Origin of the sequence: Avibacterium paragallinarum, from assembly GCF_011765605.1 — a bacterium.
Taxonomy (GTDB): domain Bacteria; phylum Pseudomonadota; class Gammaproteobacteria; order Enterobacterales; family Pasteurellaceae; genus Avibacterium; species Avibacterium paragallinarum.
On sequence record NZ_CP050316.1, the window covers coordinates 423,144 to 446,713 of the forward strand.

The window sequence follows — 23,570 nt, forward strand, 5'->3', positions numbered from 1 at the left end:
TTTTTCATTGACCGCATAAAGTGCGGTCATTTTTTTGAATATTGTCATTATAGGAAAATTGCACTGTTCGATTTTTTGTTCCGTAGCATATTTTACGTAAAAGACACATTATGAGTTTAGATGCTATGGGGATTTTTGATAGTACAAAACAATTTATTTCTGATGCTGTAGATAAAACGAATGAATTCCTGAAAGGAACTTTTGATAAGGCATTAACTTCTTTGAACCCTGGTTTAGGCTCAGATTGGCAAGGGTTAAATAATCATTTAATAGCAAGATTTTACCCAGTAAATTCTGTAGGGGAAGGTAAAGATCGTAGATATGTCAAGGACCCTGATGAGTTGGCGGTATACGCACCGATTCTTGATGGTGCGGAAATGGAATATCAACTTAATTGGCAATCACCTTTTGAACAAATGGGAACAGAAGCTAAAGCTCCAGCTATCAGTGCAATGTTACAGAGTGGGCTATTATCAGACTTTTTTGGTCAGTTTACGCGTTCCGTTGGTGTTGGAGGGGCAAATAGCGAGAATCCTACCCAAAATCAAGGTGCAATACAGGGCGCGCTTAAAAGTCTTGAAGGGAGAACTGGAATAACAAAGCTTAACTCTACCCAAACGTTTGCTGGAATGCCACCAGTTAAATGTACGATGAAGCTTTTATTTCGAGCATATAGCGATCCAAAGTCAGAAGTTATGGATCCTATTAAAACGCTTATTAAGTGGGCTATGCCACAAGAACTGTCGCCAGATGGTGCATTGGTAAATGTGATGCAGGCGATATCAGGTGAGGGGAAATGGCTTGATGTATTAATGCCATCAAAAGCACCTAGGCTTATTGCAATGGAATATAAAGGTCGTATTTATAAGCCACTGGTGATAGAAATGATTAGTGATCCTATAACATCTCCAACCACTTCTGATGGTAGTTATGCTAAAGCTGAAGTTTCGCTGACTATATCATCATTGACCGCTTGGGATAAGGCAGACATTCAGAGGATTTATGGAGGGAAAAAATGATTTATTTTCAACCTGTACGCACAGCACGTTTTACTTTCACATTACAAGAGTTAACTATAGCAGATATACAAGAGCTGCTTAATATTCCTACTCATTTACTTGAGACTACACGCTCTGCATTTCTTCGATTTGCTATCAAAGAACTTACTTGGCATAAAGGCTATTCAGAGCTATCAATTGATCACTTGACGGCACAAGAACGCATTTTTATTGAGGCAACTTATTTATCTAGCGTGTCAGATGTACCAGATTTTAATGTTGGTAATGGGCATTACACGAATTATTTGCAAGTTGAAAAACAATATAAATTAGATCAGGTTGAAATTGGTCAGATTCCAGATGATGAAGACCTTTGGTTTATTCAACCATTAACAGGAGCTATGCTTGATGTCATTGAAGAACGTCTCTTTATGGCAGATAAAACGCCAAATCGTGCGGACTGGTTTCTTTATACGATGGCAGCCCAATTTTTTCGCAAAGAGGAGGAGGTTGTATCCCCTTATCTGAATGCAATAAATTATGGTGATTGGCTAGAGTCTCGGGTTGAGCGATTAAGACGTTTACCTGAAAGTGCTTTTTGCTCTTTGCTAATGATGTTTATTTATAAAGGGATGAAATCAATTACTCATCTTTTTGATATTAATCTTGATAATCAAGGAGTAATTATTCAACCATCTTATCCTATAGCCACTAATAAAAAAGGAGAGGAAGTTGAATTACTTCCTGCCCGATTTCGCTCTACTGACTCAATCAGTGATCCAGCGAAACAATTATTCGGAAAATTTGACCAAGATGGTTAATTCACTTGTTTTAGAGTATCACTGGAGCTTTAAACAAGCTGCAAATAGTACCATAAGCGATACGAAGTCTTTATTTGAAGGTGCGGAGTTTAAACGCTATAAGGAAAATGAGCAGCGAAAATTTGAAGCATTATTAAAAACAATAGCCAAAACAAGGTTGTAGAATTATGCCAGAAAAAAATCCGGATGTATGGAATCAAATTTGGACATTTATTACATTTCATTTATCTAATCATAATCATCTTATCTGTGCGGTAGTGGTTGCATTTTTTGCATCATTACTTAAGGCTTTTTTATATGGTAAGACAGATAGTCCAAGACGTGTGACAGCAGAAGCACTGTTATGTAGTTTAATTGCTGGGGTTATGCAACCAGTATTAATGCACTTTCATTTTGATATTTCTTTAATAACGCCTGCTGGAGCTGCGATAGGGTTGGCTGGAACGAGTGCGGTAAGGCAACTTTTACTAGGTTTTTTTAAAAGTAAAGCTGGTATAAAAAATGAGTAATTTTAAACTATCAACAATGAGTAAAAAGCGACTCTCGGGAGTGCATTCAGATTTAATTCTCGTAGTAAACAAAGCCCTTGAATATAGCACTGTTGATTTTGCGGTGATTGAAGGGGTGAGAACAAAAGAACGCCAAGCCCAACTCTTTAAGCAAGGGGCAACTAAGACAATGAATAGCCGTCATTTAACCGGTCACGCGGTGGATTTAGCCCCGCTGGTTGAAGGAAAAATCCCTTGGTCAGAACGGGATAAATTTAAGGAAATTGCGAAGGCAATGTTTCGAGCGGCCAAAGAATTAAATGTCACTATTCGCTGGGGTGGAGATTGGAACGGTAATGGGAAAAGTGAAGATGAACGTTTTTATGATGGCCCGCATTTTGAATTACATCGTGCCGTTTATCCGTAAATATTCCTCGCTGTTGTGGTTATGCGTGATTTTGGGCTTGTGTGGTTGGGTTTGGTATCAGTCGCAGAGGATAAGTAGCTTAAGTGCCAAAAATCAAATGCAAGCCCAAACCATACAGCAACTTAATCATCACCTAGCGGAAAAGACAAAACAGCTCGAAGATGAACGAAAAACGACACAAAAACAGACCGCACTTGAACAAGTGCAGCGAGAAAAAGCCGATGAAGATATTCGCGTTATTTATAAAAGGATTAAAGGGCAAGATTGTAGTCGCGAGCCTTTGCCTGATGATGTTATTAAGCGGTTGCAGCACAAAAACTGAAACGGAATATCGCCTGCCGCCGAGCATTTATTTAATCCCTTGCCCGCAAACGGCATTCAGTGGTTCAACCTATGGTGAGGCGATTATTTATTTGCGAGTGGTGCAGAAAGAACGTGAGATTTGTGCAAGCCGTCTAAACGGGATAATTGAGTGGGGAAAACAAATTGAAGGAGATAAAAAGTGATTGTTTTTGATTTCGAAAAAATGAATGGTAAAGATGACAAAAGCACGAAAGAGGTGATTAAGTATTTCACCAAAGCGGGAATTGAAGTAGCTTCAAGTGAGTTGTCAGCGATTAAACGTACAAGTGGGATTTCTTATAAAGAATTGGCGTTAGGGTTCGCTGATTCACAGCAAGTCATTTTTCAAATTAAACAAACAGGCGATATTTTTAAGGTGAAAATCAATGGCAAAGAAATGCCTATTAAGAACCAACAAAATATTGATCAAGCAATACAAGAAATTATCGCTAAATTGGATAAAGGACGTTTAGATTTCCAGAAAAAATTAGCGAGAACAAAAGTTGCTTTGCCGCCTAAAATTAAATCAACGATTACCAGTGAGGAAGCAACATTAACTCAGCGAGAACAAGAGTTAGATGAGTTAATTGCAAATGCAGACAAAACCTTAAACGAACTTCAAGCGAAATAAGTTAAATAAACGGCGATAAGTGATATTGCCGTTTATTATTTTACTTTTTCATTGAAATTTTTTCCTATTAGGAAAATTGCCACAAATTTAAGCTTAACTTCTTCCAAAATGTCATTATGAAAAATTTTGAACGGCATAAGAGAATGGAACTTCCTTTGAAAAAAAAGCCTTTTTTTAAAAGTATGTTTGGATTGGGTGAAAAACAAGCGGAAAAGAGTACCGCACTTGTCGCGAAACCGAATTCAATCTCTCGCTTATTAGATGATGATAGACATCGTTTACTTTTTCCTGAAGAAAAAGAGATTAGTCAAAGTCAGCAATGGGCTTCAACCTATGAGTTGCCTTATGGTGATGATTTAAGTGGATTAACTATTGCAGGATTGATGGGAACAAGTAATGCTCCGCCTCGTTCTCGTTCGGCAATTTACCAGCAATGGCGATTAATGGAAAAAGATCCCGTTATTTCGATAGCACTTAAAACGCACGTTACAGCTGCATTGGGCGGACACGAAACCAGTGGTGATGTTGTTTTTATTGAAGATGCCGCAAATGCTTCAGAAGTGGATAAAAAAGTTTTGGAGGAGGTGCGTTCTGATTTATCTGAAATGTTTAACAAGCACGCCTTTTCTGTTGCCTACAACGCGTTGGCTTTTGGTGATGGTTATGCAAGAACCTATTATGAGAAAGGCAAAGGGCTTGTCGGGTTAGTAACTGATGAAATGGTTCACCCTACGTTGATTTTGCCTTATGAACAAGGCGGGCGAACCGTAGGATTTTTAGCGGGATCAACACGACATCATTTGACCAGACTAACGACTTTACAAATAGCTAGAATGGCAATGGCGAGATTTGTTACTGTTCCGCAGGCGGGAATGTTGTCAAAATCCTATAAATATAATATTGCTGAAGATAACCCTGACCGATTGCCGATAGTTCCCGCTATGATTGGCGGATCGTTATTATTCACTGCGGAAAAACCTTTTACCGATTTCTATATTTCTCTTGCTTCCCTTGTCGGACAGCGTTTAGTCGATGCCATTGATGAAAGTTTTATTATGGTGAATATGAGCGGGGGTACACGAGAACAGCAAATAAAACTTGCACAAAATGTTAAGCAAACGCTGCTTAAATCTAAACTCCTTGCAGATAAAGCAATGCAAGGTGAGCCACAATATGGCCGCATTCGCCACGTATTATTTACCCACGAAGAGAAGCAAGTCGTTACACAGGGCGAAGGAATGGGCTCTCGTCGTCAAGGCTCAGTCTCAATAGAGGATATTATGCTTCACGCACGTTTATTGGCGGGAACATTAGGAATTGATTTGTCTATGCTAGGTTTTGCTGATCAGTTGTCTGGCGGATTAGGTGATGGCGGATTTTTCAGAATGTCGGCACAAATTGCAGAGTCTAGCCGAGTTATTCGAGCTGCGATGGCTGATTTTTTTATCGATTTGATTGATAAACATATGCTATATAAATACGGTAAATGCTGGAATAACACAAATCGTCCATTCCAAATTAATTACTATGGCTCAATTTCAGCCTTTGAATCAGAACGCCAGCAAACGCGAGCTAATGCGATAGGCAGTGCGGGGCTGATCTCTCAGACCCTAGAGCAAACAAAAAATCTCGGATTTAGTGAAAAAGAGATGGTGCTATTTATGACAAAACAGATGTTGTTAGATCAAGATGAAGCGGAGCTTTATGCAAAAGCTATCATATCTTCACAATCTCAACAGAACGATTATTAAGGACACCTTATGAAAGCGACAGAATTTTTTCTTGAATATGAGTATTTAATTGATTTATTTAATGATGCCAAACACCATTTTTTACAGCATTCTCCCAATCTCGATTATCATAAAGAAATTTATGCTATCACCGATCGTTTTATCAAGAAATTGCCGCTGAATTACCTTAAATTTGGGCCTTATTGGTGGTCAGTAAAAGCGATTATGCACGCTAAAGGATTTGTTGGCTATGAGGGGGAAACAGAAATTCTATTGCGTGATGCTTATACGGTCAAAAATCCCGCTACATTACAGATTGATGAATTAGCAACATTAATGGCAGCTTGGGAATTTAAAGACTACTATAATGCGAATTATTTTCAAGGAAATCGTGATTTTGCGATCTGGGAAGATGGGAGTTTCTATTCGCTTTATGATATAGAATTTGAGCAACAATTTAGCTAAGAAAAAAGTGCGGTAGAAAATGACCGCACTTTTTAATCATTTTGGCAAGTCTTCAATGTAATCCAAATCATCACGTTTATTCAGTAGATAGCGTTTCGCATTCATTGCAGTAGGAAGCCCAATAGGTAATTCAATGCCAACAACTTCATAGGCAAGCCCTAGCGATTGATCTATTTGGATATAAAAAATATCCCCTTTATCAAGGGTAAATTCTCCCTCAATATCTGGTTCAATCATTGCCATTATTTTAATGCGGGTATCATTCGCATTTTCACCGTCAGCAAGAATTTTTGAGGCTTGCCACGGCTCGACAAATAAGACTTTTGCCATACCAAGATGTTTAAAATCAATTTCTGATACATCTTCTCCGCCTAGAACATCAAACGCCCCAATTTGATTTTTTCCATTGGCAGATAAATAGATTTTTTGAAAGCAGGTTGCATCGAACGCATTGGGGTGATTAAGTGTAACCTGTCTTGCTATATTGTGTAGCTGTTGATGAACTTGAGTTTGTGCCATCGCTCCTCCTTAAATGGTAATCCATTCATTGAAATCTGAGTAATGCTCAAAGGCATTCAATGAATCTTGCATCTGCGTCGTTTTTTGGGCGAAGAAACATAATGCGATTACGGCAAATTGTTCATTGGTTATCTCGCCATAAATGGCAAAATTTGTGCCATTTTCTGTAATTTTGTCAATTTCTACAGCGGGAATGGCTTGTTTGGCTAACTGTCCAAAGGTAAGCCGACTACTATTGTGATAGAAACGAAAATCCTGAAAGGCTTGGCGGAAGTCTTTTTCAGAAAACGAATAATCAAAATCTTTCTGAGGTTGATTGGTGATTAAGCCTGCCATTTCACCGAGTTCGTTTTTTGCTCGTTCTTCTCTCAGTGCAATAGCACGATCGATATAGAGACGCTGTTCATTTTCATCTAGTACAGCGAGAACCGTTGCAGGTCGCCCCTGAAATCCCCCGATGTTTGCTTGTAATAACATTAGTCTAATAACTCCGAAATAGATGTACCTTCTAAATTATGAAAAAACATTTGTCGAGTTTTAATTTGCTGTTCTTGCAATACTACTGCTTGAACTGTTGGTAGATAAGGGGTGCGATTAACCTTATCGCCTAAAAAGTAAGGAGTATTGCAATTAAAGGTGAGATCAAAAACTAAAACGGTCAAATTATCTTGATCTGCAATTTGTTGAGAAGCCCCAAAGATCTGGCTATCTTCTAATTGCATTGGAAAGCCGTAGTTCAAGTCATTGTAATGGTTGATAGAGAATAAATGCCGATTGCCATAATCGCCACAATACAATTTAAACTGGCTAGCAAGTGAAAAGGCGGTTTCGTGATCGGGAGCAAAAAGGACGATTTGAACACGCTGATCGTGTTTATCTAAACGAAGATAAAAAAAGTTACCTTGATCATCGCATACAGTGTATTTTGGCAGTGCCACACTACGCCCTTTTTCTAAGCCCGTGGAGCTATAATCCTTAGCGAAGCCCATTAAAAAGATCGGTAGCGGGCTGCGTGTTCCATTTGCGGCTTTTTCTCGCCATTTGTTTAATGCTTCTTCTACTTGATCAACAAGGCGGCCCGGTACAATTGCCATTTTTTTATTATCAGGGCGGGTGATAAAGTGGGCAATGGCTTGATTACCATTGGCGACAAGTTGCTGAAAAAACCGTTGCATAAAATGGGCCGCAGCTTCTTTAATTGCACGCGTTGCCATTGTTAAAATCCCCAAACTTGATTAAACCGCTTCATTGATTCGGTGATCGCTTTGGGTTCTTCGGTTTCAACCGTTTCAATTTTAGCCGTTTTAAAGTGGTTAGCTTGAGAAATTGCGTCATCAAGGTCGATCGGATTAAATTTTTCGTTTTCTTTTTGTCGAACTAATTTCTGTTGCAAAAAAAGCACGTCATCAGTGAGTAAATCATTATGATTAAGCGTTTCTGCAAGAGTATCAGCAAGCTGTTTATTCTCAGTAAGTAGCTGCAGCTTATCCTTTTTGAGTTGGTCTATACTGTCTAGTAGATAGTCTATATAGTCTGCTTGTAACTCTGGAGCGATCCCCGTGCTGGTTTCTATTTCATCAAGAACAAGCACGACTTGCTCAACATTTTCGTCTGCCGAGTCAAGCATTACAGAATAAGGGCGATTCGCTGAATAATTCGGGAATAAGACATAATCAAAACCGTGAAAAGAATGATCACGACCTAAAATAACACTCGAAAAACCACCGCTCTTTTCTTGTGATTGAGCATAGGCTTTACGACCCGGATCATTATCAAAAAATTCTGCTTGATGTTCAATTGTGCCATCTTCATAGGCTTTTAAATAAACCGTACGAAAGCAAGGTTCAAGATTGATGACCTTGCCATCAATTACCCCGCCTTCTTTCGGCTCAGCCCCAAATTTTGTACGTGGCCAATGTCCATAATAACCGTGTAAATCCCCAAGTTTTACCCGCTCTTGCATTGCGGGGGAGTTAATATTTTCAACCAATTTGGGAATATTAAAATTTCTTACCGTACCGTTAAAACGACGCATACGTTCTTTTAAGTTGTACCGAATGATCGGTGTTACCATCTTTGTCATTGCATTTCCTTTTTATTGAGATATATACCCGTATTATGAAAAATACAGTGAGAAAAAGTGCGGTATTTTTCCTAATAGGAAAATTGCAATCATCGCTTTAAAGTAAGTGCGTATGCTGTGCCTATTATTTTCACAAAAGGATAATTTGATATGGCACTTAATCTGACTTTTTGGGATAACCAACAAAACCCAGTAAATACCACTGTTGAGCAATTATTTGACGCATTACGAAACGATGATATGAAAGCAGGGCTGATGTATGAGCCTTGCACAATGGATGATGTTCTTGATGGAACAGAACCAAGTAATGCACTGATTATGGATGCAATTATTGCACAATATGCCAAATTGACAGCAAAAATGAATATTATGCAACGTGTGATGTCCCGATCAGGCGTTGATGTAAAAGATAGTGAAGGGAAAACAGTACCGCTTACTGTGGTAGGTTATCAAATCTCCGATCCGTTTATGCGATTAGGCACGGCAAATGTAGTCGCTTTATTTGAACTCTCTGATGGGCAAACCGTTTCTATCTATTTTCATAATCCCGATACAACCCCGAAAAAAATTACCCCACAAGATGAGGTGATTTCTTTCAAATGGTTGCTAAACAAAAAAGATATTACGATTGTAGTTGCCCCAGAAAAAGGTAAGGATATTGATGTGCGTCAAGTGGCATTACGCATTATGAAAATTGCCGCTAAAAATTCTGCTGCCTTTGCTCGCCAAAATAAAAATCGCAAAGAACGCCTTGAACGTGTCAATGCGTTGCGTACGCGTGTTGCGGAAAAGGAAAAAATTCTTGCTCAGAAATTGAAAAAAATTGATGAACTTCAATATTTGAAGGCACAAGAAGAGGTGGACCAGCTCCTTGAAGATGAACGCTTAATGGATAGCGAACTTAACGCTTCGCTTTACGCTGAATTAAAAGCCTTAGATCGTTTATCAGACCGCGAAGATGAGTTAGATAATATTTACCAAGCCCGAGTGGTTGCTGTTCGCAATATGTTGAGAGATAAGGGGTGGAAAGGTGAGAGTTACAAAGAATTAAGTAAAGAGGGGTACGTTTTAACCGAAACCTATCATTATTCAAAATCAGGCACAAATATGATCGGCGTAACTTATTCAATTCCTGAATTAAACCTTAGCTACACCGATGAATTAACTGATACCCCTGAGGCAATCGCAGAAATGATTAATGAACCTGTTGATAAGGCATTAAAAGCATTGCGTTTAAGTCAAGTGGAAAGTGACAAGGAAGAAGATAAAGAACAACCTATAGCGATTTCAGGCAAAGAATTTGGCGAGTTTGATACGGAGAGCGAAGAGGGGAAGACTAAGTTTAGAATGGCAGTGCGTGAGTACTTAGAAAATAACTTAAAAGGAAAATGGATTAGAAATAAAGCGTTAGATCAAGATATTGAAATTAGACAACGTGGAATTAACGAGCTTATCGCGTGGTCTGCTAATCCTAAAAAATTGCAAATTGCGGCTGTTATAGAACAGGTTATTGCAACAGCAAAACCTAAGAATGGTATAGCAGCTTGGGAAGAAAACACGAAAAAGGGGAAAAAGCGTAATGTAAAAGGCTATTATCGTTTTGCAAATAGCGTAAATATTGCTGGCGAAAACGTGAATTTTGACGTGTTGATTGAGCAAGATGAAAAAGGGCTATTGCATTATGACTTCATTTTACCAAGAAAATCAAAAGCCATTATGGATAATATTGATATCGGCTCTGATACCTATCCAGAGAAAGATCAATCAACCATAACGGCTTTTGCTAGAGAAAACAATAACATTATTCTAGATGAAGCTCAAGAAGAATATATGATCAATATCATTCTTTTAGATGAAAAAGGCGATGTGATTGAGGAGGAAGAGGGAAGTGTACAAGTAGAAAAAACAGAGGATAAATTACAAGAAGATCAACCTATAGTGATTTCAGGCAAAGAATTTGGCGAGTTTGACACTGAGACGGAAGAGGGCAAAAAGGCATTACGGAGTAAAGTGTTAGAACATTTAACTGAAACTTTAAAAGGAAAGTGGGTTAAAAACCTATTTTTAGATAGAGATATTGAGATCCGCAAGCGAGGTATTAAGAAAACGTTAGCAAACTCAGCCAACCCTCTAAAATTAAAAGCATTAGCACAACTTGAAGAGATTATCAAAACGGCTAAAGGCAGCAAGGACTATATCCAAGATAATTTTAAAAGCGATAAAAAGCCTAATGTATTAAGATATTTTCATTTAGAAAATCACGTTTTGGTTGATAATAGACCATTAAAAATTAATGTCGTAATTGAAGAGGACACTAATGGATTACTTCATTATGATTTAACGCTTGAGAAAAATAAAGTTGCACTTGATAGCATAGAACCCTTCCTGAACACAATTCCAGGGACATTCAATGCAAAAAGTGCAACTGGAAACAGTATAGAAAACTTAGAGGGAGAATGCAATAGTAAAGACGGTTTCGATGCAATTATGGATAGCATAGAAATGAAAAAGGTTGGATCGTACGAGGCTAACAAATCCTCTGTTTCCAACCTTTACCAAGCTCAATCATCTGAGCTACTGCTTGATAATATCGCTATTCTAGATGGTATTGATGTAGAAAAGGCGACAAACTTGCCGAGCAAATACGGTGAGAGTCGCCTAATCCAAGCTCAATCTGAGCTACAGCCTGATAATACCGCCATTCTAAATGGTAAGCAAGTGAAAAATAGCCTCAATCCACTTTTACTTGATGATACGCAACAAGCTAACTTAATGATTGCATTAAACTATGCCGCAACCCTTGATGACGGATTGGTTATTGACGCGACACAACTTGCACAAGATCAGCTTGAAGCAGCATTAAGCGTCCTTGAAAATAATTTGCCAATTAACGAGCAAGAGGGGAATATCGCCCAAGCAGAGCTTGAACGTGAACATATTGCCTCAATCAAAGAAGCCTTAAGTGTCTCACAATCCCAGCCAGCATTAGATGGTGTCGATGATGATGGCTATGTGCTTAATCTTTTCGTTGAGTATAAAGACGAAAACGGCAATTGGGTTGAATTGAAAGATGAAGATGAGGAAGTAGAGCCTGAAAACAGCAATGCTCAACCAGAAAACATTCAATCTGAACCTGTTTTACTTCACACCTCTTTACTCTATAAAGGCGAGGGCTATAGACCTTTCTTACCTGGGCGTGATGAAGAAATCGAACAATTTAAACAAGCAGGATATACGCTAGAGCCATTTTCGGTTGAGGGAAGATCTTGTACTTATTCTGTGCATAAAACTGCTGAGCCTTACAACATTCATATTACTGCCAATTGGTACAGTGATGGCAAAAAAAGCTATTGGGTCAATGTTTCGCCACAAAAGGGCTATGTTACTGATGCCAAAGAAAACAATGGTGGACAAGCTAAAGTATCTGGTGCTAATGAAAACGCAAAAAGTGTTACCGATGCGATCCAACTGGCCGAGGAGTTAATTCAAGAAGAAAAACATTATCGCCCATTACGTAAGGAAAAAGGCTATATTAGTGGAACATATTTTGCTACAAAGGGGCGGAGTAAAACCTATTTCTTTTATGTGTCGCAAAATTTAGAAACGCTAAAATATAGAGCCTATATTCAATGGTCATCTGGTGAACCAAAAGAAATGACTTTTGATAGTTTGACTGAATTAAAAGAGGGGGTAGAAAATTATTTCCGAGCTTATGTGAAAGGGACATTGCCAGAAATAACTCTTAGCTCTGGTACGGATATTTTGGAAATTAATGCTAATAAAGAAGATCAAGAGACAACGGTGGAGTCAGAGCAAAGCAATGCTGTTGGGGAAACCTTGCCTGAGTTAGTCTTGCCTGAGAATGCCAATCGTGAAACGTTAAATGCGATCGCTCAAGATTATTTAAAAGCACATTTGCAAGGTAAACGCATTAAAACCAGTGATGGGAAAATTGTCCATTTTAACCGTGATCAAAGTGTGGAACATTTTTCTTTTAACGCACAGGTAGGCGAGCTAGAAACGAAAGCCTTAACTAAAATAGCGGAGGTTTTTTCACAGGGCATATTTGTAGGAAGAGAAGAGACTTACAAAGAGAGAAAAGATAAGTTCATTGCCTTTCACGTTTACCAAAAACAGGTTGAAATTGACGGAATGAAGTTATTGCTACAAACCAAAGCAGGCGAAAAAGAGAATGGGGAACTTGAAGTAACAGGTAAACTAATCGGTTATACGCATAAGTTATTAGATAATGCGGAAAGTAACAGCGATGGCGCACCCCCAGTACTTACATCACCAAATGGTGAAAGACCTTCGGGGGGCTATGCCATCGCTGATAATAAAGGTACGCTATTTTTAGATGAAACACAAGAAGAAATCGCTGATTATTTAGTGGAAATTCTTGAAATTCGCGATAAATATGGGAATTTAATTGACTTAGATCGATTAGGAGCTGAACAGGGAAACGCAATAGAAAATAACGTAGAAGAGAATTTACCCGAATTAGTGCTACCAGAGAATGCAAGCCGTAAAGCACTCAGCACAGCAGTTGAAAAATGGTTAAAAGCGAACTTACAGGGTAAAACAATTAGAACGGTGGATGGCAAAGAAGTCAGATTTAACAGTAAGCAAAGTGTTAAGCATCTAGTTAGTGATGGCAGAAAAGGGAAATTAAATGCTATTGCCGTATCGAAAATTGTCGAAGTATTTACAACAGGAAATGCTCAGGATAGAGAAGAACTTACGAAACCAAGAAAAGATTTTGTTGCTTTCCACCGTTATGACAAATGGCTTGACATTGATGGAATGAAAGTACTTGCTGTTGCTAAGGCTGGAGAAAAAGAAAATGGGGAATTAGAGGCATTTGAAGAGTTAATTGCTTATTCATCAGCAGTCTATAAAACCACCTTAGATAACGCATTCCAGAGTCTTGGACGTAACAATACGCAAGCGGGGAACTTTAATTATGCTGAAGGTGGTTTGCACAATAATACCGCTATTTTAGATGATTCACAAGAAGACGAACCATTAGCAACGCTCACGATCTTAGAAATTCGTGATAAAAATGGTAACCTTATTGACTTAGATCAATTAGAAGCCGAAGAGGGAAGCTCAATGGAAAATAATGTAGAAGAGAATGCACAAAAACAAGCTGATATCCAGTTTTTGCAAGATGTGATTGAGGGGAATGTGAATGTATTTGATGCTACTTTTAACGCAAAATTATCAGAGATTGCAAGTCGCTTGCAAAGCTCTAATATTGAGTTAGTTCAGCAGGCTGCAAATGCTTATGTTTCCAAAATGACTGAAAAAGCAAGACAGGCATAAGGGGAATAGATAATGGATGCTTTATTAAAAATTAAGTTGGCAGGCGAATTAAATGATGCTGTCGATGCAATGACAGCGGAAGCAAATCCTATTCAAAAAATTGCGTTAGCAGGTAAGGTTCAGGCCTTACTTGCTCAATTAGGCGTGATTGATCGTGAGTCAAATAAACAAAATAGCTATGCAGATGTGCTGGTTAAGGATTTAGATCGCAATATATTATTGGTTCAACGTTCGCTTTCTGACAAATTTAAACCTGGTAAATGGTGGATCCCAGGCGGACATATTGAAGAAAACGAAACTCCCGCACAAGCAGCGATTCGTGAATTAAAAGAAGAAACAGGTATTAAAGCTAGTACTGTTGAATTTCTAGAGCAAAAAAAGCTACCAAGTGGCGGAGAATCGCACCGTTTCTTATTGGTAGTTGATGCCTCTCAAAACGTGAAATTACAAAAAGAAGAATTGCACGATTTTGCTTGGGTTTCTATTGGTGATGCTCAATCTTATCAATTAGTAGGTGAATATTCAGATTTAAAATCATTGTATGAAAAAAGTTTAGGGCTAGGAGACAAATACGAATCACAAACAGTAGTTAATCCTACAGATTTATTTAATTACAATCCCGAAGGCATAACTCAAACTCAACGACAAGCGGCCAACAATGCGGCAATTGAGATTGTACAGAAAGTTCAACGTGGTGAGATGAATATTGATGACATTACACAAGAACAAAAAATCATTTTATCGCATTATTCTGGATCTGGTGGTGGGTTGACTACCGCTGAAGGAACTCGAGGATCAAGCTATGAATATTACACGCCAAAACCCATCGCACAAGGAATGTGGGACTTGCTAACGGAAATGGGATTTAGTGGTGGGAAAGTGCTTGATCCTTGTGCGGGAACGGGGATTTTTAGTGCGACAGCCCCCCAAAATGTTTTAATGGAAAGTATTGAGCTTGATCAGACGAGTGGCACAATCAATCAGATTTTATTTAATGATGATAGCCATAAAGTTACGATCAGTCCCTTTGAGGCGGTTGCTGCTGCGACAGAAGATGAAATTGTTGATGCAGTGATTACCAATGTTCCTTTTGGGGATAATCGCGGGGGTAATCAATTTAAAGATAGCCGTTATCAAAAAGAAAACCTAGAAAGTTACTTTATTTTGCGTTCGCTAGATAAATTACGTCCGAATGGGCTGGCTGTGTTTATGAGTGGCACAGGCATTATGACGGGAACACGCTATCGCAAAATCCGCCATCAAATTTCTCTAAAAGCGGAATTTATGGGGGCGTATCGGTTGCCGAATAAACTGTTTGAAACTGCTGGGGCTGATGTGGTTACTGATGTATTGGTCTTTAAGAAACATAGCCGACCTAACAAACTGATTATTGATGAGTTGGCAAATTCATCACCAGAAATATTAAAAGAAGCGAACGTTTTATGGGAAACCTTTATCAGTGGGCGTTATTTTAAAGCGAACCCACAATATATTCTGGGTACAGAAAGCAAAGTGCGGTCAAAATATGGTGAAGATGTTTTAGCGGTAATGTCTGATGAGAGTGTTGCCAATATTGCTAAATTATTACGTCGTTTTGAGGGTTCACGGATTGACTGGGCATTACTCAATGCCGCAGATGAACCCGTCATCACCTATCAAGAGGGCGAAACCTTATATTTTGATGGTGTACTTAAAGAATATAAAAAGGGAACTTGGGTGAATGCCAAATTAGCTGAAACGAAGCCAACGTTGATTGATGATATTTACACCGAATTAGAACAATACCATTCGCCACTTGTTGCGATTGAAAGTGATCTTGATTTAAATCGGTTGTTGGAACTTATCGCCCAAGTGAGATCAATGGGACTAGATAGCCAGAAAATCCCGCAATGGGTAAGAGGATTGATGGTAAGTGCAAGAAATTATAGTTAATCGTTAGAATAATGGGTATTCAATGATGTTGGCGTGTAGGGTGACCATTTATACTACTACACGCGAACAGAACAAAATAACTTAACTAAGCACCGCCATCTCCATCACTGTCAGTGATAGAGCCGTTAGAATGAATATCGCCAGTTGCATTAATGTCTCCCTCCGTTGAAATATTGCCTTTGGCATTAAATCCGCCTTCTATGGAAACATCGCCAGAAGCACTTAATGATCCGTTGATCTGTACCGGTGCATTAAAGACAATTTTTCCGCTAGTTACGGTGAATAAATCTGTTGCGGTTATTTCGTGGGTTTTGGCACTTTCTTTCATTACATTTTCGGCTTTGGTTTCAAAGTTTTTATGCTCAAGAAAGCGTTTATCTTTATTGACTCCTGTATTTTTATTGCGAAAGCCCATTACAATAGGGCTATTTTCATCGCCGCCGTTAAACATAATCCAAATGGCATCACCGGGGAGAATTTTATAGCCCGTATCAGCGGGTCTATCGGCAAGCGGGTAGCAAATTTCCGCTTCGGGAAATTGATCTGCTCCATCGGTATAGCCTGGAATGGCGATTCGCATTTTTACACCGTCCCAACTTTTCACTTCAGCAGGTAATAATTTCATTTTTCCTCCTATTTTGTTTTATTCACCATATTAGATAATTCGCCCAGCCAAAATCGGCTTAATTGCGATCCTGAACCAGCGTCAAACTGGCTGAATAGATGGGTTGCAGTGATGATTACATACTTTTTATGTTCCACTTCTATGATATCTCCAGCATTGATATTAGGAGTCAGCCTAGTTGTCCATACTTTTCGTTGAATTAGGTAAGTGGATAGATTATTTAAGATTTGCTTATCGGCAAACATTGCAAAATCCGCTCCTCGTCCTAATTTGGTGGTTGATGTAATTACATCACCATTTTCTGTATTTGAATAATAGGCGGGTATTTCGTGTCGTTCGACAAAACCACTAATAAATTCTTGTGTACAATCTTGTTGCAAAATTTCTTTAGGTGGCTGTTCAAATAGATCTCGTAATCGGGTAAAAGCGATAGTTTGTTTGCCATCCCAAACTATCGTTGCTGCTTCACGTTGCAAAGCTTGTTGAATTTGAAAACTCGGTGGGGAGCCGATATAACAGGAAAAACGACGCACTTTAATATCCTTTGATACGCCAATAGTTGCTCCGCAAGCACGATAAATTGTGCTAAAATTCGTATTTTCTTTTATGATGGCTTTTTGTTTTGCGAAAGCAATTTGATGACAAGAATCTAAGATTGCAATGACTTTAGTCAGGGTGTAGTCTGGGTTTCCCTGGGTTCTAATTCCATCGCCTTGCTTTGAGGTAGCAATAATTCGATACTTCACGTCTTTTTCAGCGAGTGATATGATTTCCCCTTCTTGAATAAATTCATTTAATTCATTATCAACTCGAATCAAACATTCAAGGGTTGATGGCACAGCAGTTAAATCTGTCCTTTTGATCACAAGAGGCGTTAAATCACCTCGCAACACTTTGTTATTAGGTAAAATAATTTCCATTATTAGATAGTGATAATATCGAATTGAAATGCTAAATGCTGAATTTCTTGTTCTTTTTGTACAATATCGCTATTGATTTCCGATACTGTTCGTCCATAGACTTCAACGCCTAGAGTACGGCTCGCTTCAAGAATGAGTGCATTTTCTCGTTCCACATAAAGCTCAAATAACGGTGAAATGACAGTAAGTTCACTTTTGGTTAAAGGGGTATCAGGAGTAATTTGCTTTGATCCTTCTTCAGAAAATGCCAATCCGCCAAAACCCTCATAATAGCGAGTAGCTTTAAGGGCTTGGGATAAAATGACATCATCAGTGATAACAAGCCCTGTCGGACGCAAATGCCCTGAATAATTTTCAGCAAGTTCGCTTACCGTCATTTCTATCATTGATTAGTAGCCTCCCATTAAGGTTTGAACGTTCCCTTGTTCAATCTCACCGAAGTAATTGCCTGAAATATCACCCTCGATAAGCAGGATTTCGGTATTTGACTGCATATCACGCTGTGTTGGTGCAGCTTGTTCAAAGAAGCATTTTTCTAAGCGTTTTCGATTGACATATTTGTCAGGATCGCCGTGATATAGCCACGCATTGAAGTAACCGCCTTTCAGTTTGATCTCGTCAAGCATTGCTTGAACAGCACGATCTTCGGTTTCTAAAAATGATGCTGAACCATTAAATGCCGTTTTTGCTTGTTGAGGCTTATAGTAAATGTTGCCAAGTGGGGAAGGGACTTCAATATTCCCGCTAATGCCACTAGAGGGATCAGGAAACGACTTAACTTTAATGAAGAAATTCTCGTAACCATCAATGACTAAAGTGGCATCAGAGTTCGTCGCGTCTGCCCCCATTGTTTGACGTAATGAAAAATGATTTTTCAAATGTCCAGCTGTTGTTAATGCCATAAAAAGCTCCTGTATTGTGTAAATAGAGCTTTCATTTTAGAAATGAGCTGAATTCGGATTTTTGGATTTTTCCTAATAGGAAAATTACCGAGGCGAGAAGATAGCAGAGCTAGATAATGTGGCATCTCAATTTGCCAAGGAGTAGCACAATGTCAGAAAAAGATGGGTTATTTGAAAACCCGAATCAAAATGAAGCACAAACCGTAGAAGAACAAAAACGTGATACCTTAGTTGAGATTAAGGAAGATACCGCATCTATTCGCGATATTTTGGAGAATTTTGGTGGTCGTCAAATTGCACTGTTAGCACAAGCCGAGAAACAAGCAAAATCGCGTCATTTGTCAGAAAAACGCACAAACGAGGAATTAATTCAAGCACTGAAAACACCCAAGGTCGTTGATAAAGTGCGGTCAAAAAATCAGGAGAATTTGCATAAAGTAAAACAGAAAGAAGAACGAAATGATAAATCAAGATTTGACACTGGACATTTTAAAGAACGTAAAACACATCCAGGAAAAGAAAAATTAAATCCAGTTGTAAAAGCACGTCAGACAAAAAGCTCGAAACAGCAAACGCAACCTATTCTTGAACAGAATAAACCACCAAAGAAAAAGGAAAGGACTGAGAATGCTGAAGTGCTTCCTAACCAATGGCAACGAGATAAAAACGGGCGTGTTCGAGATAAAGACGGACGTTTTGTCAAAGAGGCAGAACTTGATGAACAAGGCATAAAAAATCCGACTAAATCAGATTCGGAGGAGGAAACACAGGAACTTGCACGCGAAAACGCAATGGTTGAAGTGCTAAGTGGAATTAAAGATGCCATAGATACCCCTGATAATCTCGATCCGCTTATTGATGGCGTCAAAGAAATTACAGGGCCGCTAGGTTCGGTATTTGATACCACGAAAACTGTTGTTGGTGCTACTGGGCGAGGATTTGGCAAGTTATTTGGAGGCCAAGATAAAGAGCAGCGTCAGCATAATCGTTTCTTTCGATTTTTTAAAAAATTCACTAAGCAACAGGAAAAAGCTGATAACCAACAAAATAGTTGGCTAAAGCGGATCTGGAAGAAGCCTAATGGAAATGGCGTTTTTGGGCGATTATTTGGGTTATTGAGAATGTTTGCCCGCTTCCCTTTCCTTTTGGCTCGATTACCTTTTATGTTTGCCACTGCAATTGGAAGAGGTCTTTTAAAAATGCTTGGCGGTGCGGGTAAATTGGGTGCTGGGCTTTTGGGAGGTATTGGCAAACTTGGTAAAGGTATATTTGGTGGGCTTGGACGATTAGGGAAGGGGGCATTAAAGAAAATTCCTATATTAGGTTCACTTTTAGCAATTGGCGATGGCATTGGCGGATTATTTGATGATAGCCGAGATGAAGAGGGAAAATCAAACCGTGGTAAACGTGTCGGCGGGGCTGTTGGCACCTTAATTGGAGGGGGGATTGGATCGCTTTTAGGGCCTGTTGGCACGATTGCAGGGGCAATGATCGGCGACTGGATAGGTGAAAAAATTGGTGCGTGGGCGGCAGATTTTGATTGGAGTATTATTGGTAAAAAAATTACAGGTGCTTGGGATGCTTCAATTGCGTGGATAAAAGATACTTGGGACAATCTTAGTTGGGATAGTTTTTCCGCTAAAGTCAGTGCAGCGTGGGATAGCACAAGCAGTTGGATCAAAACGCAATGGGATAGTCTTGATTGGGGAAGTTTTGGGGAAAAGCTAAACCAAATTTGGGAGGGCGTGAGTAGTTGGATTACATCTGTTTGGAATGAATTAGATTTCTCAGGCGTATGGAAAACAACTAAAAATATTGGTGCAAAAATAAAGGATGGTGCAGTAGGACTTGGGATTCAAGCTGTACAGGGTGCAAAAAATATTGGTTCATCAGTAAAAAACTGGGCGGTCGATAAAGCCGATTCTGCGATCAGTACGATCAGTGGGTGGTTGGGGCTAAATCATTCAACTCCTACAGAAAACTCGCCTCAAGAGGTAGAGCAACAGCTTCAACAAGTTAATCATTCTCAAGAAGAAAATGTAAATGCAATCAGTAATACGAATGAACGAGTATCATTGAGTAATGAATATCTAAGTTTAATTTTTACAACATTAAATGACATTTTTGCTTTTCTAAAAGAGAAATTAGGAGGTGCGACTTATATAAATGAGCAAGTAGGCTACCCGACTTCTTCTATAACTGAAAACGGTATGCCTGTGAGCAATTCATCTAGTGTGGTTTCATTTGATAATAAAGGGGATGCCGCTAAAGCGAGAGATGCCTATATTGAAATTGCTCGAAAGAATGGTGCATCAGAACAAGATATTCGTTTTACACTTGCTAATATGGCGAGAGAAACAGGCGATTTCGCACACGGGGCATCTGAAAATATGAATTATAGCTCGGCTGAACGCATTATGGCTGTACACGGTGCAAAAATAAAAAAATGGGGTGGGGATGTAAACACGTTAGTTCGTAATCCTGAGGCACTCGCTAACGTTGTATATGCTGATGCGAATGGCTCTAAGCTAGGTAATACTCAGGAGGGAGATGGTTGGCGTTTCAGAGGTCGCGGGCTTGTTCAATTGACTGGAAGGGCTAATTATATGCGATATGGACAAATGATCGGGGAAGATTTAGTGAATAACCCTGACTTAGTTAATGATCCAGTTATCGCCGCCAAAGTCGCCGACGCTTATTTAAAAGATCGATCTTATGGAAAAGATTTTACGCGTTTTAGTGCGGGTATTATTGGTAATGTAACGACAAATGCTCACGGAAGGGATGCCTTGCTAAAGGGCAAAGCAAATTAAATTCTGTTGATAAATTTATGAATAACCCTGTCGAGATGACTGGATTAAGTAAACAATATGTAGAGAAAAATACAGACTTACTTTCTCAGATGAAACCGGTTTCATCGATAGATGGTATGGTTATACCTAAGATTAAACAGCCACAAGATACCTCAAAAGAGTCGCTAAAAATCGTTGAGCAAGAGACGGCAAAAAAAGCAACAATAGAGCAACAAAAAGTCGAACAATCTACTGCTCAAGCATCGAATTCATTAGATCCAGCTGCTCAATATTTGACTCAAGATGTTTCTGATCGTCGTATTGCTCATATCGTAACGGGTGGAATAGCACAGAAAGGGAGAATTTAATGATGGCAAGACAAGCATCTATCGCGTCCATTGAATTAAATCACCAAAAAGTTCGGGCTAAACAAGAGATTAGTCGAAGAAATCACGTAGAGCATTCTCGATTATTGCCTGAACATAGAATTGCTGAAATGTATGGTGATTTATCTCAGGGGAGTTTTTCTGAGATTTTAAATACCACATTAGGTGGGGTGTCAAGACCGATCACTGCAGAGGACCTCATTGAATTTGATAGAAAACGACATCGTTTAGATAGCAAATATAAAGAGGGGGTAACAGCTGAGTTTGTGATTAATAAGTCTCGTGCGATTGATAGAACCAGAGCAAGTAAGGAAATTCCTTGGGCACAGCCTGTTGCTGCAAGCTATCTCCCATCAAGAGGATCTTTAGTGATTACTTTTATCACAGCAGCAAGTGGTAAATATAATGAGACTAAACATTATGTCAATGTTGAATTTACTGCATTTGGTTCAATTACCAAACATCTGATTAACCTCGAACCTAAAAAGCAAGCCGAAATTGATGCCAAACAACTTAAAACCTCATTATTAAAATTTGATTGTGATTGTGGACGGCATACATTCTGGTATCGCTATATTGCAACCATTGGCGGGTTTGCTTATGTGGGGACAAATCCATTAGCACGAAAAGAAACAGCCTATCCTAAAATCCGCAATCCTAATTTACACGGTATTGCTTGTAAACACGTTTTGCGGGTAATGCAAACCATTCAGAAAAATGCAGGATTTCATAAGTTTTTGGTGAAAGCGATTTTGAAACAATATCAAGTGAAAGATAAGACGAAAATAGTCAAAACGCAAACCACAAGGCGACAGATGGAACGGCATATTGCAAAAATGCAAGTTGAAAATGGGGATATTTTAAGTGAACAAGAACAAAAAATAGCAGCGACCTTATTTTCTCGTTATCGCCAAACATTAAGTAATCCAACACCAACGCGATTTAGGAAAGATAGAAAAAATGCACAACAAAAGCTTAATGTATTATCTGCCTTGCATCAAGTTGAAGCACAAATTAGACAAAATAAAACAGGGGAGGAGTAAATGGGAATTTTTGATGAAGTTGGTTCTAAAGGAAACGGAGCAATGGACTTATTTGGCGATAGCCCATTAGGGAAGATAGGAAATACGCTTGTTAATCAGGGCGTAAAAATAGCAGCGTCTAAAATGTCTTCTGATAAGCTCCCTTTTCTTAATGGGGCGGTTCAACTTATCAATGGAGGATTTAATGCTGAGAATGTCGCAAATGTTGTGGGATCAATTATTAACTCAAATGTACTCAATAAGTTTATACCAGGATTAATAGGTAGCGATTCCAGTAAGTTTTGGCTTGCAAGTAGTCCTTTGACAGCGAAGTTATCTCAGGAAGAAGTCAAAAGATTAATAATGTTATCCTATGCGACAGAGCAAGCAAGAAAGAATTTATGGCTCCTAAATATCTCCCCTTATTCAGGATCTGCATTTGGAAGTCTAAGCGGAATGATTAGTCAGGCAGTCGGTTCTGAACTCTCGTCTAGTATCGGTGGTGCGTGGGGCAAAGCTGCGGGATCAATTACAACAACTGCCATCAATCACGCTATTAATTCAATCCCTGTTTTGAATGCATTAGGAGAACAAGGCGGAGGGATTACCTCTAATTTTAATATGTTAGCGACAGAAATTAATTACACGCCATTCTCCATTGAGGCTGATCAGTACAATGTCGGTTCGGCAATCATTGATGGCGTAAAAAGCTCACAACAGGCGGAAATATCGATCACCACAATGGACGATGAACAAGGCACAATCAAACGCTTTTTCAAACAACAAGCCTCAGCAATGATCCATAAAGATGGCACGGTGGGCGTATTATTAGACGGTTTAGTGCAAATCCGCATTCTGCACGCTTTTGTGAATGATGCGACAAATAACGGTGGCTTTGAAGAAACCATTATCGCCCGCCCTGTTGGCATTGAATATGATTTCAGTCGCCGAGAAGACGCAATGCAAGAATTTACGATGCGATTTGTTCAAACGGACACGTTTATTCAGTAAGTGGTAAAGATAAAGAACCGCACAACAAAGTGCGGTCGTTTTTTTCTTACTTTTTCACTAACAAATCTGTGGTTATTCCACAATAATGCCCATCGCAGTCTGAAGCTAAATCGAGTTCGTACGCACACCACAACAAGCCGATAATCATTAA

General features: G+C 39.0%; 23 protein-coding genes. 15 read left to right on the top strand and 8 right to left on the bottom strand.

Annotated elements, in window-relative coordinates:
• The first annotated feature begins 110 nt into the window (after positions 1-110).
• The 9 genes from HBL79_RS02240 (at position 111) to HBL79_RS02280 (ending at position 5,902) form a co-directional block, all read left to right on the top strand.
• Positions 111-1,019, top strand: a complete 909-nt coding sequence (locus tag HBL79_RS02240; protein ID WP_017807434.1) for a hypothetical protein — start codon at positions 111-113, stop codon at positions 1,017-1,019.
• Positions 1,016-1,819, top strand: a complete 804-nt coding sequence (locus HBL79_RS02245) for a hypothetical protein (protein WP_035688220.1) — start codon at positions 1,016-1,018, stop codon at positions 1,817-1,819. Before HBL79_RS02240 ends, HBL79_RS02245 begins: the two co-directional genes overlap by 4 nt.
• Before the next feature lie 167 nt (positions 1,820-1,986).
• Positions 1,987-2,328, top strand: a complete 342-nt coding sequence (locus tag HBL79_RS02250; RefSeq protein ID WP_017807437.1) for a phage holin, lambda family — start codon at positions 1,987-1,989, stop codon at positions 2,326-2,328.
• Complete coding sequence (locus HBL79_RS02255; RefSeq protein ID WP_035688213.1) at positions 2,321-2,734, top strand: M15 family metallopeptidase; 414 nt, start codon at positions 2,321-2,323, stop codon at positions 2,732-2,734. The genes HBL79_RS02250 and HBL79_RS02255 overlap by 8 nt, the downstream gene beginning before the upstream one ends.
• Positions 2,691-3,056 carry a DUF2570 family protein gene (locus HBL79_RS02260; RefSeq protein WP_223810411.1) on the top strand — a complete coding sequence of 122 codons (366 nt, stop codon included), beginning with the start codon at positions 2,691-2,693 and terminating at the stop codon, positions 3,054-3,056. Before HBL79_RS02255 ends, HBL79_RS02260 begins: the two co-directional genes overlap by 44 nt.
• Positions 3,022-3,240 carry an Rz1-like lysis system protein LysC gene (lysC, locus tag HBL79_RS02265; protein WP_226537699.1) on the top strand — a complete coding sequence of 73 codons (219 nt, stop codon included), beginning with the start codon at positions 3,022-3,024 and terminating at the stop codon, positions 3,238-3,240. Before HBL79_RS02260 ends, lysC begins: the two co-directional genes overlap by 35 nt.
• Complete coding sequence (locus tag HBL79_RS02270; protein ID WP_035688204.1) at positions 3,237-3,707, top strand: defense against restriction DarA-related protein; 471 nt, start codon at positions 3,237-3,239, stop codon at positions 3,705-3,707. The genes lysC and HBL79_RS02270 overlap by 4 nt, the downstream gene beginning before the upstream one ends.
• A 143-nt stretch (positions 3,708-3,850) precedes the next feature.
• On the top strand, positions 3,851-5,458 hold the full coding sequence (locus tag HBL79_RS02275) for a hypothetical protein (protein WP_051128109.1): 1,608 nt from the start codon (positions 3,851-3,853) through the stop codon (positions 5,456-5,458).
• 9 nt (positions 5,459-5,467) lie between these two features.
• Positions 5,468-5,902: a hypothetical protein gene (locus HBL79_RS02280; RefSeq protein ID WP_035688200.1), complete on the top strand. Its 435-nt coding sequence runs from the start codon at positions 5,468-5,470 to the stop codon at positions 5,900-5,902.
• A 36-nt stretch (positions 5,903-5,938) separates the two neighbouring features.
• Here the strand turns inward: HBL79_RS02280 and HBL79_RS02285 are convergent, their stop codons facing one another.
• Genes HBL79_RS02285 through HBL79_RS02300 form a run of 4 tightly spaced genes read right to left on the bottom strand, consistent with a single transcriptional unit; the run spans position 5,939 to position 8,504 of the window.
• Positions 5,939-6,421, bottom strand: a complete 483-nt coding sequence (locus tag HBL79_RS02285; protein WP_035688197.1) for a hypothetical protein — start codon at positions 6,419-6,421, stop codon at positions 5,939-5,941.
• Positions 6,422-6,430: 9 nt separating this feature from the next.
• Complete coding sequence (locus HBL79_RS02290; protein ID WP_035688194.1) at positions 6,431-6,898, bottom strand: hypothetical protein; 468 nt, start codon at positions 6,896-6,898, stop codon at positions 6,431-6,433.
• Positions 6,898-7,635, bottom strand: coding sequence for a hypothetical protein (locus HBL79_RS02295; protein ID WP_035688192.1), 738 nt, complete (start codon positions 7,633-7,635; stop codon positions 6,898-6,900). The genes HBL79_RS02290 and HBL79_RS02295 overlap by 1 nt, the downstream gene beginning before the upstream one ends.
• Before the next feature lie 2 nt (positions 7,636-7,637).
• Positions 7,638-8,504 (bottom strand): hypothetical protein, encoded by an 867-nt coding sequence (locus tag HBL79_RS02300; RefSeq protein WP_051128108.1) that lies wholly within the window; start codon positions 8,502-8,504, stop codon positions 7,638-7,640.
• Between the two features lie 150 nt (positions 8,505-8,654).
• Between HBL79_RS02300 and HBL79_RS02305 the strand changes: the two genes are divergently transcribed.
• Positions 8,655-13,829, top strand: coding sequence for an LPD3 domain-containing protein (locus HBL79_RS02305; RefSeq protein ID WP_035688190.1), 5,175 nt, complete (start codon positions 8,655-8,657; stop codon positions 13,827-13,829).
• Between the two features lie 12 nt (positions 13,830-13,841).
• Entirely contained in the window at positions 13,842-15,761 is a 1,920-nt protein-coding gene (locus tag HBL79_RS02310) for an NUDIX domain-containing protein (protein WP_035688188.1), read from the top strand.
• Between the two features lie 85 nt (positions 15,762-15,846).
• Here HBL79_RS02310 and HBL79_RS02315 read toward each other — a convergent pair whose 3' ends face one another.
• From HBL79_RS02315 to HBL79_RS02330, 4 genes are read right to left on the bottom strand one after another with little or no spacing between them, the layout of a single operon-like run.
• Positions 15,847-16,386, bottom strand: a complete 540-nt coding sequence (locus tag HBL79_RS02315; RefSeq protein ID WP_035688187.1) for a hypothetical protein — start codon at positions 16,384-16,386, stop codon at positions 15,847-15,849.
• Between the two features lie 8 nt (positions 16,387-16,394).
• Complete coding sequence (locus tag HBL79_RS02320; RefSeq protein ID WP_035688185.1) at positions 16,395-17,306, bottom strand: hypothetical protein; 912 nt, start codon at positions 17,304-17,306, stop codon at positions 16,395-16,397.
• A gap of 2 nt (positions 17,307-17,308) precedes the next feature.
• Positions 17,309-17,692 (bottom strand): hypothetical protein, encoded by a 384-nt coding sequence (locus HBL79_RS02325; protein WP_017807186.1) that lies wholly within the window; start codon positions 17,690-17,692, stop codon positions 17,309-17,311.
• 3 nt (positions 17,693-17,695) lie between these two features.
• Positions 17,696-18,208 (bottom strand): hypothetical protein, encoded by a 513-nt coding sequence (locus HBL79_RS02330; protein ID WP_017807187.1) that lies wholly within the window; start codon positions 18,206-18,208, stop codon positions 17,696-17,698.
• A 149-nt stretch (positions 18,209-18,357) separates the two neighbouring features.
• Between HBL79_RS02330 and HBL79_RS02335 the strand changes: the two genes are divergently transcribed.
• From HBL79_RS02335 to HBL79_RS02350, 4 genes are read left to right on the top strand one after another with little or no spacing between them, the layout of a single operon-like run.
• Positions 18,358-21,021: a glycoside hydrolase family 19 protein gene (locus HBL79_RS02335; RefSeq protein ID WP_167316909.1), complete on the top strand. Its 2,664-nt coding sequence runs from the start codon at positions 18,358-18,360 to the stop codon at positions 21,019-21,021.
• A 17-nt stretch (positions 21,022-21,038) separates the two neighbouring features.
• Entirely contained in the window at positions 21,039-21,368 is a 330-nt protein-coding gene (locus tag HBL79_RS02340; protein ID WP_167316910.1) for a hypothetical protein, read from the top strand.
• Positions 21,368-22,429 carry a hypothetical protein gene (locus tag HBL79_RS02345; RefSeq protein WP_021724768.1) on the top strand — a complete coding sequence of 354 codons (1,062 nt, stop codon included), beginning with the start codon at positions 21,368-21,370 and terminating at the stop codon, positions 22,427-22,429. The genes HBL79_RS02340 and HBL79_RS02345 overlap by 1 nt, the downstream gene beginning before the upstream one ends.
• Positions 22,430-23,419 carry a hypothetical protein gene (locus HBL79_RS02350; protein WP_051128106.1) on the top strand — a complete coding sequence of 330 codons (990 nt, stop codon included), beginning with the start codon at positions 22,430-22,432 and terminating at the stop codon, positions 23,417-23,419.
• Positions 23,420-23,570: the final 151 nt, after the last annotated feature.

Coding starts and splice junctions, on each gene's coding strand:
- HBL79_RS02345 (WP_021724768.1), top strand. CDS start 21,368: ATGATGGCAAGACAAGCATCTATCGCGTCCATTGAATTAAATCACCAA.
- HBL79_RS02285 (WP_035688197.1), bottom strand. CDS start 6,421: ATGGCACAAACTCAAGTTCATCAACAGCTACACAATATAGCAAGACAG.
- HBL79_RS02325 (WP_017807186.1), bottom strand. CDS start 17,692: ATGATAGAAATGACGGTAAGCGAACTTGCTGAAAATTATTCAGGGCAT.
- HBL79_RS02300 (WP_051128108.1), bottom strand. CDS start 8,504: ATGACAAAGATGGTAACACCGATCATTCGGTACAACTTAAAAGAACGT.
- HBL79_RS02280 (WP_035688200.1), top strand. CDS start 5,468: ATGAAAGCGACAGAATTTTTTCTTGAATATGAGTATTTAATTGATTTA.
- HBL79_RS02290 (WP_035688194.1), bottom strand. CDS start 6,898: ATGTTATTACAAGCAAACATCGGGGGATTTCAGGGGCGACCTGCAACG.
- HBL79_RS02320 (WP_035688185.1), bottom strand. CDS start 17,306: ATGGAAATTATTTTACCTAATAACAAAGTGTTGCGAGGTGATTTAACG.
- HBL79_RS02245 (WP_035688220.1), top strand. CDS start 1,016: ATGATTTATTTTCAACCTGTACGCACAGCACGTTTTACTTTCACATTA.
- HBL79_RS02275 (WP_051128109.1), top strand. CDS start 3,851: ATGGAACTTCCTTTGAAAAAAAAGCCTTTTTTTAAAAGTATGTTTGGA.
- HBL79_RS02315 (WP_035688187.1), bottom strand. CDS start 16,386: ATGAAATTATTACCTGCTGAAGTGAAAAGTTGGGACGGTGTAAAAATG.
- HBL79_RS02240 (WP_017807434.1), top strand. CDS start 111: ATGAGTTTAGATGCTATGGGGATTTTTGATAGTACAAAACAATTTATT.
- lysC (WP_226537699.1), top strand. CDS start 3,022: ATGATGTTATTAAGCGGTTGCAGCACAAAAACTGAAACGGAATATCGC.
- HBL79_RS02255 (WP_035688213.1), top strand. CDS start 2,321: ATGAGTAATTTTAAACTATCAACAATGAGTAAAAAGCGACTCTCGGGA.
- HBL79_RS02335 (WP_167316909.1), top strand. CDS start 18,358: ATGTCAGAAAAAGATGGGTTATTTGAAAACCCGAATCAAAATGAAGCA.
- HBL79_RS02260 (WP_223810411.1), top strand. CDS start 2,691: ATGATGGCCCGCATTTTGAATTACATCGTGCCGTTTATCCGTAAATAT.
- HBL79_RS02295 (WP_035688192.1), bottom strand. CDS start 7,635: ATGGCAACGCGTGCAATTAAAGAAGCTGCGGCCCATTTTATGCAACGG.
- HBL79_RS02350 (WP_051128106.1), top strand. CDS start 22,430: ATGGGAATTTTTGATGAAGTTGGTTCTAAAGGAAACGGAGCAATGGAC.
- HBL79_RS02250 (WP_017807437.1), top strand. CDS start 1,987: ATGCCAGAAAAAAATCCGGATGTATGGAATCAAATTTGGACATTTATT.
- HBL79_RS02330 (WP_017807187.1), bottom strand. CDS start 18,208: ATGGCATTAACAACAGCTGGACATTTGAAAAATCATTTTTCATTACGT.
- HBL79_RS02340 (WP_167316910.1), top strand. CDS start 21,039: ATGAATAACCCTGTCGAGATGACTGGATTAAGTAAACAATATGTAGAG.
- HBL79_RS02310 (WP_035688188.1), top strand. CDS start 13,842: ATGGATGCTTTATTAAAAATTAAGTTGGCAGGCGAATTAAATGATGCT.
- HBL79_RS02305 (WP_035688190.1), top strand. CDS start 8,655: ATGGCACTTAATCTGACTTTTTGGGATAACCAACAAAACCCAGTAAAT.